Origin of the sequence: Streptomyces sp. DvalAA-43 (assembly GCF_900091725.1) — a bacterium.
Classification (GTDB): Bacteria; Actinomycetota; Actinomycetes; order Streptomycetales; family Streptomycetaceae; genus Streptomyces; species Streptomyces pulveraceus.
In genome coordinates, this window is record NZ_FMBW01000071.1 from 390,317 (window position 1) to 404,084 (window position 13,768).

11 protein-coding genes are annotated in these 13,768 nt (G+C 72.3%); 6 read left to right on the forward strand and 5 right to left on the reverse strand.

Features of this window, described 5'->3' with window-relative positions:
• The first annotated feature begins 37 nt into the window (after positions 1–37).
• Positions 38–1,651 carry a methionine--tRNA ligase gene (gene metG / locus GA0115234_RS30030; RefSeq protein ID WP_093547948.1) on the forward strand — a complete coding sequence of 538 codons (1,614 nt, stop codon included), beginning with the start codon at positions 38–40 and terminating at the stop codon, positions 1,649–1,651.
• Positions 1,652–1,817: 166 nt separating this feature from the next.
• Here metG and GA0115234_RS30035 read toward each other — a convergent pair whose 3' ends face one another.
• From GA0115234_RS30035 to GA0115234_RS30050, 4 genes are all read right to left on the reverse strand, one after another.
• Positions 1,818–2,645, reverse strand: a complete 828-nt coding sequence (locus GA0115234_RS30035) for a L,D-transpeptidase family protein (protein ID WP_237541836.1) — start codon at positions 2,643–2,645, stop codon at positions 1,818–1,820.
• A gap of 279 nt (positions 2,646–2,924) precedes the next feature.
• Positions 2,925–3,419 carry a hypothetical protein gene (locus GA0115234_RS30040; protein WP_093547950.1) on the reverse strand — a complete coding sequence of 165 codons (495 nt, stop codon included), beginning with the start codon at positions 3,417–3,419 and terminating at the stop codon, positions 2,925–2,927.
• Positions 3,416–4,936, reverse strand: coding sequence for a sensor histidine kinase (locus tag GA0115234_RS30045; RefSeq protein WP_256088856.1), 1,521 nt, complete (start codon positions 4,934–4,936; stop codon positions 3,416–3,418). Before GA0115234_RS30045 ends, GA0115234_RS30040 begins: the two co-directional genes overlap by 4 nt.
• On the reverse strand, positions 4,933–5,628 hold the full coding sequence (locus tag GA0115234_RS30050; protein WP_093547952.1) for a response regulator transcription factor: 696 nt from the start codon (positions 5,626–5,628) through the stop codon (positions 4,933–4,935). Before GA0115234_RS30050 ends, GA0115234_RS30045 begins: the two co-directional genes overlap by 4 nt.
• Before the next feature lie 135 nt (positions 5,629–5,763).
• Here GA0115234_RS30050 and GA0115234_RS30055 point away from each other — a divergent pair, with 135 nt between their 5' ends.
• From GA0115234_RS30055 to GA0115234_RS30070, 4 genes are read left to right on the forward strand one after another with little or no spacing between them, the layout of a single operon-like run.
• Positions 5,764–6,429 (forward strand): hypothetical protein, encoded by a 666-nt coding sequence (locus GA0115234_RS30055; protein ID WP_093547954.1) that lies wholly within the window; start codon positions 5,764–5,766, stop codon positions 6,427–6,429.
• Positions 6,426–7,499 (forward strand): peptidoglycan-binding protein, encoded by a 1,074-nt coding sequence (locus GA0115234_RS30060; RefSeq protein ID WP_093547956.1) that lies wholly within the window; start codon positions 6,426–6,428, stop codon positions 7,497–7,499. The genes GA0115234_RS30055 and GA0115234_RS30060 overlap by 4 nt, the downstream gene beginning before the upstream one ends.
• Positions 7,496–8,242, forward strand: coding sequence for an ABC transporter ATP-binding protein (locus GA0115234_RS30065; protein WP_093547958.1), 747 nt, complete (start codon positions 7,496–7,498; stop codon positions 8,240–8,242). The genes GA0115234_RS30060 and GA0115234_RS30065 overlap by 4 nt, the downstream gene beginning before the upstream one ends.
• Complete coding sequence (locus tag GA0115234_RS30070; protein ID WP_093547960.1) at positions 8,239–9,432, forward strand: ABC transporter permease; 1,194 nt, start codon at positions 8,239–8,241, stop codon at positions 9,430–9,432. The genes GA0115234_RS30065 and GA0115234_RS30070 overlap by 4 nt, the downstream gene beginning before the upstream one ends.
• Before the next feature lie 88 nt (positions 9,433–9,520).
• On the opposite strand, the gene aspS is transcribed toward GA0115234_RS30070, so the two are convergent.
• Positions 9,521–11,350: an aspartate--tRNA ligase gene (aspS, locus tag GA0115234_RS30075; protein ID WP_093547962.1), complete on the reverse strand. Its 1,830-nt coding sequence runs from the start codon at positions 11,348–11,350 to the stop codon at positions 9,521–9,523.
• Positions 11,351–11,589: 239 nt separating this feature from the next.
• On the opposite strand from aspS, the gene GA0115234_RS30080 reads away from it, so the two are divergent.
• Complete coding sequence (locus tag GA0115234_RS30080) at positions 11,590–13,707, forward strand: ATP-binding SpoIIE family protein phosphatase (RefSeq protein ID WP_093547963.1); 2,118 nt, start codon at positions 11,590–11,592, stop codon at positions 13,705–13,707.
• The last annotated feature ends 61 nt before the right edge of the window (positions 13,708–13,768 follow it).

A 13,768-nucleotide genomic window follows, 5' to 3' on the forward strand; every position in this document is an offset into this window, starting at 1 on the left:
GTGAATCGATCTCCCGCCGACCGTTAGGATTTCGACCATGGCGGCCACTGGATCCGAGAAGCAAGGGGGCGACGGCGTGAAGAATTTCTACGTATCGACCCCCATCTACTACGTCAACGACGCTCCTCACCTGGGCCACGCCTACACGACCGTCGCAGGCGACGTGCTCACGCGCTGGCACCGCCAGCGCGGCGAGAAGGTGTGGTACCTCACCGGCACGGACGAGCACGGTCAGAAGATCATGCGCACTGCCGAGGCGAACGACGTCACGCCCCAGGCCTGGTGCGACAAGCTCGTCGAGGAGGCGTGGAAGCCCCTCTGGGAGCACCTGAACATCGCGAACGACGACTTCATCCGTACGACGGAGAAGCGCCACACCGACCGGGTGCAGGAGTTCGTGCAGGACCTGTACGACAAGGGCGAGATCTACAAGGGCGGGTACGAGGGCCCGTACTGCGTGGGCTGTGAGGAGTACAAGCTCCCCGGCGACCTCATCGAGGACGCGGACGGCGTCAAGCTGTGCCCGATCCACAAGAAGCCGGTGGAGATCCTCAAGGAGGAGAACTACTTCTTCAAGCTGAGCGCCTACGGCCCGAAGCTGATGGAGTTCTACGCGAACAACCCGGGCTTCATCCAGCCCGAGTCCGCCCGCAACGAGGTCGTGAACTTCGTCAAGCAGGGCCTCCAGGACCTCTCCATCTCCCGCTCGACCTTCGACTGGGGCGTCCCGGTGCCGTGGGACGAGAAGCACGTCATCTACGTGTGGGTCGACGCCCTGCTGAACTACGCCACGGCGGTCGGCTACGGCGCCAACCAGGAGAAGTTCGAAGAGACCTTCCCCGCGAACGTGCACCTGGTCGGCAAGGACATCCTCCGCTTCCACGCGGTGATCTGGCCCGCGATGCTGATGGCGCAGGGGCTGCCGCTGCCCGGCCGGATCGCGGCCAACGGCTGGCTGATGGTCGGCGGCGAGAAGATGTCGAAGTCGAACCTGACGGGCATCAAGCCGCAGGACCTGACCTCGCACTTCGGCGTGGACGCGTACCGCTGGTACTTCCTGCGTGCCATCGCGTTCGGCAGCGACGGCTCGTTCTCCTGGGAGGACTTCTCCGCCCGCTACACCTCCGAGCTCGCCAACGACTACGGCAACCTCGCCTCGCGCCTCGCGGCCATGGTCGGCAAGTACTTCGGCGGGGCGCTCCCGGCGGCCACCGCTCCGGGCGACGCCGAGAAGGCGGTCCAGGAGGGTCTGGCCAAGGCCGTCGCCACGGCCGACGAGAAGATCGGCGAGGAGCTGGACTTCCAGGCCGGCATCCTGGCGATCTTCGACTTCGTGAAGCAGGTCAACGGCTACATCACGGAGCAGGAGCCCTGGAAGGTCGCCAAGGACACCTCCCCCGAGGGACAGGCCCGCCTCGCGACGATCCTCTACACGGCCGCCGAGTCGCTGCGCGGTGTCGCGGTCCTGCTGAACGCCGTGATGCCGGAGACCTCGCAGAAGCTGTGGGAGTCGCTGGGCGCCGAGGCGTCCCTGGGCGCGCTGGCCGACCAGCGTGTACAGGACGCGGGCACCTGGGGCCGGCTCCCGGCGGGCGCGACGGTGACGAAGGGCGCGGTGCTGTTCCCGCGCCTGGAGGAGAAGCCCGCGTAGGCGGCACGCGCGTACACACCACGAAGGGCGGGACCGCACGACCGGTCCCGCCCTTCGGTGTACTGCCGCGTCGGGTCAGCGGACCCGGTTCTTCAGCGGCTCGGGCTGCGCATACGTCTTGAACTCGCCTCCCGCGTACGGGCCCGCCCCCCTGCCCGTGCCGTGTTCACCGCTCCAGGGCCTCCTCGTCGCCCATCACGACGACCGGCTTCTTCGCCGGGTCGAGGTCGCTCAGGAGTTCCCGCATCCGGTCCAGGGGGAGCGAGACGCAGCCCTGGGTCGGGCCGCCGTGGTCGACGTGGATCCAGATGCCGCCGCCGCGCTCCTGGCCCAGCGGGCGTCCCGGGTCCAGGGGGGTGACGCCGGGGGTCCGGTTGTAGTCGACGGCGACGACGTAGTCGAAGGAACCTTCCAGCGGTTCCCCGTCGAAGCCCTCGCCGCTGACCACGAACGCCGGGTTCCGGTCGTAGGGGAACGCCGTTCGCGGCGGCGCGTACAGGCCGCCTCCGTACGTCAGTCCGTAGACGCCGACCGGGGTGCGCAGGTCGCCCTGCCAGTGCTCGTCGGTCCAGCCGTTCAGCGCGTTGTGGGCGGGCCAGCGGGTCGTGACGGGCAGCCAGCCCAGGGACGGGTTGTCTCGGGTGTAGAGGACGGCGGTGGAGAGGCTGGAATCGTAGTCGTCGCCGGTGACGACGAAGACCTGTCTGGAGCCCGCCGGGATCGCGGCCCGGGTCTTCGGTCCCAGTGCGGGGATCTCGCGCGGCCGGACGACCGGCGCGTGCGGGCCCCGCGCGGCCTGTTTACGGGCCCGTTCGGCGGGTGGGCCCGCGACACCGGCGGAGGCCGTGGCGTTCGCCGGGGCGGCGGGGGCCTTGGGGGTGGCGGTCCCGGAGGCGTTGCCGCAGGCGGTGAGCAGCAGCAGCGCGGCGGCACAGGCGCCGACGTGGACGGCGTACGGGGGGTGCCGGAGGGTCGACGGACGGGAAACGGGCATGGCGAAGCTCCTCAGCGGTCGCAGGGGTGACGGCGGTGCGGGCGGGCTCCCCGTCACGCCGCCTGCCGCCGACCTCAGTTAACGCCGCGTCGGGCGAGCGCGAATCCGCACGAGGGCCATACGGATGTATCGGGCGCCGGACACGCGCGTCGTTCACGCCCGGAGCCGCTCCTTGCGTGTAGGTTCCCGGCCTTGCGCTCCGTGGGGTGTCCGCGGCCTGATTCCGGGTCAGGATTCCGTGCCGTCGGGGAGAGGGCGTTCCCGGAATCCGGCAGGCTCTCAGCCGTTGAGGAACTCCGCGCACCGGTAGGGGCCCAGCGCCTCGCCCTCGGTCGGGCGCAGGGTGACCTCGACGTCGTCGGTCCTGACCTCCGGTTCCAGCACGGACTGGGCGCGGGCCAGGGTGCAGACCAGCTGGCCGGTGGCCTGGTCGCGGCCCGACTCCCCGTAGAGGCCCTCCAGGCGCACCGTGACCCGGGTTCCCGAGCCGGTCGCCGAGTAACCGCCGAGGTGGACGAGGGAGGCGAGCCCGTCGCCCTGCCCGGTGGGCGGTGGGGTTCCGCCCAGCAGCTTCAGCACCCCGTTGAGGTCATCGACCTTCTTGTCGATCAGGGGCACCGCGCGCAGCCCGCCGGCCGAGGCGTAGTACAGCCGCATGCCGCGGGTCAGCCCGGTCGCGGGCTCGCCCGCGCCTATCACCCCGGTCGGCTGGACGCCGCAGCCCGTCAGGGCGATCCCCAGTGCGGCCGCCGCGGCCGCCCGTCGGAGCCTCATTCCATGTCCTCTCCCGTACGTCGCAGGGGCAGCCTCAGGGTGAACACCGCGCCGTGCCCCGGTCCGTCCGCCGCGTCGGCCGCCTCGATCGTGCCGCCGTGCAGCCGGGCGTTCTCCAGTGCGATCGCCGTGCCGAGGCCGCTGCCCTGTCCGCTGTCGTCGGCCGCTCCCCGGGTGCGGGCCGCGTCCGCCTTGTAGAACCGGTCGAAGACCCGCTCCCCCGCGTCCGGCGGCAGCCCCGGGCCGTGGTCGGCGACGGACAGCACCACCCACGCGCCGTCCGCCGCGCGGTCCGTCGTGAGGGTCACGGTGACCGGCGGGGCGCCGTGCCGCAGCGCGTTGCCCACCAGGTTCGCGACGATCACGTCGATCCGGCGCCGGTCGACCACCGCCCGGACGTCCGCCCCCAGCTCCGTCTCCACCCGGTCCGTCCAGCCGCGCAGCGCGAGCGACGCCCGCACGGTGTCGGCGAGGTCGGTCTCGGCGGCGTTCAGCCGGGCCGCCCCGGCGTCGAAGCGGGAGATCTCCATCAGGTCCTCGACCAGCCGGGACAGCCGGGCCGTCTCCGCGCCGACCGTACGGGCCGCCCGTGCCGCGTCCGGCGGCAGCTGGTCGGCGTCCTCCTCCAGGACGGTCGCCACCATCGTCATCGCCGCGAGGGGCGTGCGCAGTTCGTGCGACACGTCCGCCACGAAGCGGCGCGCCTTCGCCTCCTGTGCGCGCAGATCCGTGTCGGAGGCCTGGAGCGCGTCGGCGGTCTCGTTGAACGTCCGTGCCAGATCGGCCAGTTCGTCGTGGCCGGTGACGGCGACCCGGCTGCCGAGATCACCGGCCGCCAGCCCCCGGGTGGCCCGGCCCAGTCTCCGCACCGGCCGCAGGACCGTCCCCGCGGCCAGCAGCGCCAGGACGGCGGAGAGCAGCACCACCGGCACGATGCCCGTCCGGACGGAGTCCAGCAGGGCGGCGGTGTCGTCGCTCTCGGCCCGCAGATCGGTGATCGCGTAGACCTCCAGGCCGGAGGTGCGGCGGTCCCCGTCGGCGTACGTCACGGGCATGCCGACCACCAGATAGGGCTCGCCCCGCCACCGCACCCGCTGGAACTCGGCGTCGTCGCCGGTCGTGACGGCGGTGCGCAGCTCGACGCCGATCCGGGACGCGGTGTCGGCGAGCGAGTCGGAGACGGCGGACAGGTCCTGGTAGCGGGCGACCACGATCCTCCCGCCGATGCCGTCCGACACCCGCGCCGCGAACCGGGACAGCGACTGCTGGTCGGGCGGTACGTCGAAGTCGGCGGCCACCGCGCCGACCCGCTCCCGGAGGTCGTTCACGGCCGCGTTCTGGGTGCGCTGGAGGACGGCGGTGCGGGCGTCCCGGTAGGCGAGGGCGGTCGCGGTCACCGCGCTGATCAGGGCGACGACGACGAAGGTGACGACGAGCCGGGTGCGCAGCCCGCCGACGAGACGCCGCGAGCGCCGTGCCGGGGCGGCGGGGCGCCCGCCGTTCCCGCTGCCGTTCACAGCGGTCCGAAGCGGTAGCCGAAGCCCCGCACCGTCTGGACGTACCGGGGCTTGGCCGGTACGTCCTCCAACTTGGCGCGCAGCCGTCCGACCGCCGCGTCCACCAGCCGGGAGTCGCCCAGGAAGGTGTGGTCCCAGACGGATTCGAGGAGCTGCTCGCGGCTGAAGACCCGGCAGGGGGAGGCCGAGAGCTCCAGCAGCAGCCGCAGTTCGGTGGGCGGGAGCGGGACGGGGACGCCGTGCTTGGTGACGGTCAGTCCGACGCGGTCGATGACCAGCCCGGCGAGGTCGGCGTCGGCCTCCTGCGCCTGCCCGGACGGTTCCGCGCGCCGCAGCGCGGCCCGGATGCGGGCCTCCAGGACGGGGGCGGTGACCGGTTTGACGACGTAGTCGTCGGCGCCCGCCTCCAGGCCCGTCACGATGTCCTGGTCGTCGCCGCGCGCGGTCAGCATGATGACCGGCAGGGTCGCCGAACGGGCACGGATGCGGCGGCACACCTCGAAGCCGTCCATGCCGGGCAGCATCAGGTCCAGCACGGCCAGTTCGACCCGGGCGCCCCGCTCCCCGGCGAGCAGGGCGAGGGCCTGCTCGCCGGTGGCGGCGGTGTCCACGCCGTACCCGTGCCGACGGAGCACGAGCTCCATTCCGTCCCGTACGGACGCGTCGTCCTCGATGAGCAGCACATGGGGCATGGGGCCGATTATGGGCACGCCCGGACCGTTCCCGTCTCCCGCCCACGGGGACGAATGCGCAGGCCGGGGCCATTGTTACGTTCCCATCATGTGGCCATGGACGGACCATCATCCATGGCGGCGAGCGTACGGCGCATGATCTTCCTCAGGACGAACCCCCGGACGAACACCCGTACCGCCGCCCGGCTGCGCCTGGCCGCCCTCGTGGCCCTGCCCGTGCTCACCCTCTCCGTCGGCTGCGGCGGCGGGGACGGCGGTACGGACGCGGCGGAGAAGACCGACGCGATCGCCGACGTACCGAGCACTCCGGCGGCCGGCGCCACGAAGGACGCGGACAGGCCGAGCGCCCCGCCCGCGGGCAAGAGCGCCTTCTACGACGCCCAGGTGAAGTACGTCCAGTGCATGCGCGCCAAGGGCGGCTACAAGGACTTCCCCGACCCCACGCTCAGCGGGTACCTCGACTGGGACAAGATCAACGAGATCGGCTCCCAGCCCGGCCGCAACGAGGGCATCAAGGGCGGCAGGAACGGTGCCTGCGTGGCCGAGTTGCGGGACGCCATGGAGGCCGAGCCCGAGCGCGACCAGCAGAAGTCCTACGAGTCGATGCTCGCGCACGCCAAGTGCATGCGGGACAACGGCGTCTCCCGGTTCACCAACCCGACCATGAGCGGCGGCAACGCCCAGCCGGGCGGCGACCCGAACCCGGCGTCCCCGGTCATCGACACGGACTCACCGGCGTACAAGAAGGCCCGCGAGGCGTGCGGGTCGAAGCTGCTCGACGGTCTGGACGGCATGCAGTGAAGCGCGGCACCGCTCTCCTCGCGCTCGGCGCGGTGACCGCGGCCGCCGCCGTCACCGCGGGCGTCCTGTTCCTCGGCGACGGCGGCGGGGCGGGCGCCCCGGCCGGTTCCGGCGATCTGCCGCCCGCCACCGCGACCGTCGTACGCACCGACCTGGTGCGGTCCAAGACCGTCGACGGAAAGCTCGACTTCGCGCAGCGGCGTGCGGTCAAGTCCGCCGTCGAGGGCACCGTCACGGTGGCCGCCACCGAGGGGAGGACGCTGACCAGGGGGCAGGCCCTGTACGAGCTGAACGACAAGCCGGTCACCCTCCTCTACGGACCGGTCCCGATGTTCCGCGAGATGAAGGCCGGGGACCGGGGCAGCGACGTGCTCCAGCTGGAGCGCAATCTCCGGGACCTGGGGTACGGCTCGCGGCTGTACGTCGACGTCCGGTACGACCAGGACACCGCGGCCGCCGTCAAGCGGTGGCAGAAGTCCCTGAACCGCGAGACCACCGGCCGGGTCGGCCGGGGCGATGTCGTCTTCCAGCCCGGCCCGGTCAAGGTGGTCTCCGCCGACGCGGCGCTCGCCGACCGGGTCGGCCCGGACGGGCCGGTGCTGACGATCGCCTCCACCGAGCCCGTCGTACGGGCCGGGCTCGACCAGACCGACGGGGCGCTCACCTCACGGGGCACCAGGGTCGAGGTGACCCTGCCGAGCGGGAAGACCGTGTCCGGCAAGGTCGCCGGGACGGTGCGCCCCGAGCAGTCCGGGGGCGAGGCCGCCGCCGAGGACGGCATCACCGTCGAGGTCGTGCTGGACGGCGGCGCGGGCGCCGCGTCCGGCGAGGACACCAAGGCGTCGGCGAGCGTGAAGTTCGTCAGCGAGGCGCACAAGGGCGTCCTCGCGGTCCCCGTCGAGGCGGTCGTCGCCCTGCGCGGCGAGAACGGCGGCTACGGCCTCCAGGTCGTCGAGGGCACCACGTCGCGGATGGTGCGGGTGGAGACGGGCATGACCGCCGACGGGCAGATCGAGGTCAGCGGACCGGATGTGCGCGAGGGACTGAAGGTCGGAGTGGCGGCGTCATGACGCCGTCCCCGGTGATCGAACTGCGGGACGCGGGGAAGTCGTACCCCGGCGGCGTCCACGCCCTGCGCGGAGTGGACCTCACCGTCGAGGAGGGCGAACTCGTCGCCGTCGTCGGCCCGTCCGGCTCCGGCAAGTCCACGATGCTCAACCTCATGGGCACCCTCGACCGGCCCACCACGGGCACCGTCCGGATCGCCGGGTACGACGTGTCCGAGCTCTCCGACGCCCGGCTCTCCGCACTCCGCGCCCGCCACATCGGCTTCGTGTTCCAGCACTTCCACCTGGCGGCGGGGCGCGACGCGGTGGACAACGTCGCCGACGGGCTGCTGTATGCGGGCGTCCCGCCGAAGGAACGGCGTGCGCGGGCCCGGGAGGCGCTCGCCGGCGTCGGGCTGGACCACCGCCGCTCCCACACGCCGAACGAGCTGTCCGGCGGCGAGAAGCAACGGGTGGCCATCGCCCGCGCCCTGGTGGGCGAACCCCGGCTGCTGCTGGCGGACGAACCGACCGGGGCGCTGGACACCGCGTCCGGCGCGCTCGTCATGGAGCTGCTGCACCGGCTGAACGCCTCCGGCACCACCATCTGCGTGATCACCCATGACAACGAGATCGCGGACGCGCTGCCGCGCCGGGTCCGCTTCCGGGACGGCGCGATCGTCTCGGACCTGCGCTCCGGCCCGCGCCCCGGCCCCCGCACGGAAGGGGCCGGTTCATGCTCCCGCACGGAAGGGGCCGGTTCATGAAGCACGACCTCAGGCCCGCCCGCCTCTCGCCGCGCGACATCCTCCGCGTCGGCGCGGTCGGGCTCCGCGCGCGGCGGGCGCGGGTGGTGCTCTCGGCGCTCGGCATCGCCATCGGCATCGCGACCATGGTCGCGGTCGTCGGGCTGTCCGAGTCGAGCCGCGCGGACCTGATGACCCGGCTCGACCGTCTCGGCACCAACCTCCTCACCGCCGAGGCGGGCAAGGACCCCCTGGGGCAGGAGATCAAGCTCCCCAGGAACGCGGTCGCGATGGTCGAGCGCATCGGCCCGGTCCGGCACGCCACGGCCACCGCCGATGTCGACGCCCGCATCCGCCGGAGCGACGTGGTCCCCGAGGAGCGCACCGCGGGCGTCACCGCCCAGGCGGTCCGCACCGATCTACTCGCCGCGCTCGGCGGCGAGGTCGACAAGGGCGTCTGGCTGACCCCGGCCGGTGAGCGCCTCCCGACGGCGGTCCTCGGCGCGGTGGCCGCGGAACGCCTCGGCATCACCCGTACCGGCGAGACGATCATGATGAACGACACCCGGGTGGTCGTCGTCGGCATCCTCCGGCCGATCGAGCTGGTCCCCAATCTGGACCGGGTGGCCATGGTCGGGTTCCCCGCCGCCGAGCGCTACTTCGGCTTCGACGGCCACCCCACCACCGTCTTCGAGCGCTCCACGGACGCCTCGGTGCAGGACGTACGGGCGGTCCTGGCCCGCACCATCAGCCCCGGCGACGAGGCGGGCATCAAGGTCTCCCGGCCCTCGGACGCGCTGGCCGCCAAGGCCGCCGCCGACGAGGGCCTGACGAGCCTGATGCTCGGCCTGGGCGCGGTGGCCCTCCTGGTCGGCGGGGTGGGCGTCGCCAACACCATGGTCATCTCGGTCCTGGAGCGCCGCCAGGAGATCGGCCTGCGCCGCTCGCTGGGCGCGACCCGGGGCGCGATCCGGCTCCAGTTCCTGACCGAGTCGCTGCTGCTGTCGGCGCTGGGCGGGGCGACGGGCGCGCTGCTGGGCGCGGCGACGACCTTCGGATTCGCCCGGGTGCAGGGGTGGACGGCGGTGGTCCCGCCCTGGTCCCTGGCGGGCGGCCTGGCCGCCACCCTCCTGATCGGGGTGGTCGCGGGCCTCTATCCGGCGATCCGCGCCTCCCGCCTCCATCCGACGGTGGCCCTGAACGCGACGTGAGACGGGCCCGGACATGGAACATCCCCCGGCCGGGGTCGGCCGGGGGATGTTTCACGTGGAACCGGAGCGGAACCGGTGACGCCTGCTTCTACTTCGCGCCGGTGTCCCTCGCCACGGAGTCCTTGGCGTCCGCCTTGGCCTCCGCCTTGTCCTTCGCCGCCGCGACCGGCTTGCGGAGCTGGATGTTCAGCTCGCGCAGCCGGGTCTCGTCCAGCTCCGTCGGGGCGCCCATCATCAGGTCCTGGGCGTTGCCGTTGAGCGGGAAGGCGATCGTCTCGCGGATGTTGGGCTCGTCGGCCAGCAGCATCACGATGCGGTCGACGCCCGGGGCGATGCCGCCGTGCGGCGGGGCGCCGAGGCGGAAGGCGCGGAGCATGCCCGCGAACTCGTGCTCGACGGTCTCGCGGTCGTAACCGGCGATCTCGAAGGCCTTGAGCATCAGCTCGGGCTCGTGGTTCCGGATGGCGCCGGAGGACAGCTCGATGCCGTTGCAGACGATGTCGTACTGCCAGGCGAGGATGTCCAGCGGGTCCTTCTCCTCCAGGTCCTTCAGGCCGCCCTGGGGCATCGAGAAGGGGTTGTGCGAGAAGTCGATCCTGCCGGTGTCCTCGTCCTTCTCGTACATCGGGAAGTCGACGACCCAGCAGAACCGGAAGACGCCCTCCTCGAAGTGGCCGGCGCGCTTGGCGGCCTCGACGCGGACGGCGGACATGATCTTGGAGACCTCGTCGAACTCGCCCGCGCCGAAGAAGACCGCGTGGCCCGGGACGAGGGAGAGGCGCTCGGTGAGGGTCTTGACGTCCGTCTCGGTGAGGAACTTGGCGATCGGACCCGCCAGCGTGCCGTCCTCGCCGACGCGGACCCAGGCCAGGCCCTTGGCGCCGTGCTGGACGGCGTAGTCGCCGAGGCCGTCGAAGAACTTCCGGGACTGGCCCGCGGTGTCCGGGACCGGGAGGGCACGGACGTGCTTGCCGGCGAAGGCCTTGAACTCCGAGTCCGCGAAGACGTCGGAGATGTCGACCAGCTCCAGCTTGGCGCGCAGGTCCGGCTTGTCGTTGCCGTACTTCAGCATCGACTCGCGGAACGGGATGCGCGGGAACGGCGAGGTGACGTGACGGCCGTTGCCGAACTCCTCGAAGAGCTCGGTCATCAGCTTCTCGATCGGCCGGAAGACGTCCTCCTGCTCGACGAACGACATCTCGACGTCGAGCTGGTAGAACTCGCCGGGCGAGCGGTCGGCGCGGGCGTCCTCGTCGCGGAAGCACGGCGCGATCTGGAAGTAGCGGTCGAAGCCGGAGATCATCAGCAGCTGCTTGAACTGCTGCGGGGCCTGGGGCAGGGCGTAGAACTTGCCCGGGTTCAGCCGGGACGGGACGACGAAGTCACGGGCGCCCTCGGGGGAGGTCGCGGTGAGGATCGGGGTCGCCATCTCGTTGAAGCCGAGGGCCACCATCTTGGCGCGGATGGCGGCGATGACCGCCGAGCGCAGCATGATGTTGCGGTGCATGCGCTCGCGGCGCAGGTCGAGGAAGCGGTACTCCAGGCGCCGCTCCTCGTTGACCCCGTCCTCGGCGTTGATCGTGAAGGGCAGCGGGGCGGCCTCGCCCAGCACCTCGACCTCGGTGACCTCGATCTCGATCTCCCCGGTCGGGAGCTCCGGGTTCACGTTGTCGGCACCGCGCGCGGAGACCTTGCCGTCGATCCGTACGACGGTCTCCTTGGTGAGCTTCGCCAGCGCCTCGTTGCCGGGGGTGCCGGGGCGGGCGACGAGCTGCACCAGACCGTAGTGGTCGCGCAGATCGATGAAGAGGATGCCACCCAGGTCTCGGCGATTGTGCAGCCAGCCGCTCAGTCGGACGTCGGTGCCGACGTCAGAGGCGCGGAGCTCGCCGCAGGTGTGGGACCTGTACCGATGCATCGTCGTTCATCCAGTCTTCGCGGTTCGGGGTGGATTCAGCCACCCCAGGCTACCGCCCGCACCCGCACCGAATCATTGACATTGACATTTCAAGATCATCCGGGGCCCGGTGGACGGCACCGCCGGGCCCGCCAGGACGCTCCCCGCCCCTCCCCGAAGGCTCCCGGCCCCCTCCCCGGAAGCTCTCGGGCGGCCGTCCTCGGTGGCGTTCACGGAGCAGATCTTCTTAAAGTAGGGCAATGCGCACCGAGGACGTCCTGGCCGCGACCGCGACCGGTCTGTGGCGGTGGGACAACGGATCCGGGACCGTCACGCTCGATGCGGAGGCGGCCCGGCTGCTGGAGCTGCCCGCCGCGGCCGGTGTCTTCCGCGAGTCCGCGGTGCGTTCCCGTTTCCACCCCATCGACTGGAACGAGATCTACGGGGTGGTGAACCTGGCGCGCGCCGAGGGCACCCTCGCCGAGGCCCGGCTGCGGATCGTGGACGGCGGCGGCCGGGTGCTGCGTACGGTGCGCAGCCGCTCCAAGCCGCTCCCGGCCGGGGCGGTGGACGGCGGGGACTACATACTCGTCGGCACCCTCCAGGAGGTCGCCGAGCCGCAGCCCGGCACCACCGGGGCGCACACCCCCATCACCGGGGACTGGCGCCGCTCCCGCGAGGCCTTCCTGCTGGACGCGGGCCGGGCGCTGGCCGAGGCCAGGTCGACCGCGGAGGTGCTGCGGGTCGCCGCCTCGCTCTCCATGCCGGGTTTCTCGCCGGACGGCCTGGCGGTCTTCGGCATCGCGGGCGACCGGCTGACGGTCATCGGGCACCACGGGCACAGCGTGGGCGACGAGGACCCGTTCACCGACATGCCGCTGGAGACCGACTACCCGGCCGCCGAGGTGGTACGGACAGGGCGGGCGATCTATCTGCCGTCACCCGAGGACTACGGCCGCCGCTACCCGGTCACCTGGCCGCTCGCCAGCCGCTTCGGGCGCCGCTCCTGGGCCTTCCTGCCGCTGATCGTCGCGGGACGCACCATGGGCGCCTGGATGGCCGGGTTCAAGCACCCGGTGTCGTTCTCGCCGGACGAACGGTCCGTGCTGACGACCGTGGCCCGGATGCTCGCGCAGGCGCTGGCCCGCGCCGGGGTCGCCGAGACCGAGCGGGAGCTGTCGCTGGGGCTCCAGCGCTCGATGATGCCGACGCTCGGCCCCGACATCCCGGGCATGACGGTCGCCGCCCGCTACATCCCGACCGGCGGCGGGCTCCAGGTCGGCGGCGACTGGTACGACATGATCCCGCTCCCCAACGGCCGTATCGCCCTGGTCATCGGCGACGTCCAGGGCCATGACGTGCGGGCCGCCGGGCTGATGGGCCAGTTGCGGATCGCGCTGCGCGCGTACGCCGCCGAGGGGCACCGCCCGGACGCGGTGCTCTCGCGCGCCTCGCGCTTCCTCTCCGGGCTCTCCGACGCGTACGAGAACGGGGCGGCGACCGGGCCGCGCTTCGCCACCTGCCTGTACGCGGAGGTCGACCCGGTGGCCGGCACGCTGGACATCGCGCGGGCCGGTCACCCCGACCCCGTGGTGACCACCGCCGACGGGACCGCGATGATCCGGCAGACCGAGGGCGGACTGCCGCTCGGCATCGAGGAGGACGCCGACTATCCGACGAGCCGGCTCACCCTGGAGCCCGGGGAAACGATCATGCTCTGCACGGACGGGCTGATCGAGACCGGCGGCCATGACATGTTCTCCGGCTGGGACCGGCTGCGGCCGGTCCTGGAGCAGCAGACGGGCGACCTGGAGAAGCTCGCCGACGCCCTGGTGCAGGCCGTGCACGGGCCGACCTCGCACTACACCACGGGCCCGCTGTCGGACCGCCGGGAGGACGACATCGCGCTGCTCCTGCTCCGCTGCGACGGGGGCGCCCGGAAGCGGCCCGCGCCGCGGCGCACCGCGCTGACCATCGCGCAGGCCGAGCCGGAACGGATCGCGGCGGCCCGGCAGCAGCTGCGGGACCTGCTGCACGACTGGGCGGATCCGGAGCAGGTCGACGCGGCGGTGCTGATGGTCTCCGAGATGGCCACCAACGTCCTCGTCCACACGGACGGGGACGCGCTGCTGCTGGCTCAGGCGACGGGGGAGCACGGCGAGCGGCGGCTCCGCGTGGAGGTGTCCGACGGCAGCGACGAGCTGCCGCACAAGCGGCGCCCTGGGGAGATGGCCTCCAGCGGCCGGGGCCTGGTGCTGATGGAGATGCTCGCCGACGCGTGGGGGGTGGACCCGCGGGGGGCGGGGAAGTCGATCTGGTTCGAGCTGAACGAATCGGGACCGGAGGAGGCCGGAGCGGGAAGCGTCCCCGTGGGCTGAACCGGCCCGGCGGCCCGGTTCGGGGCGGTGTGCCGTGATGAGGGCATCCCCGCGGGCTTGA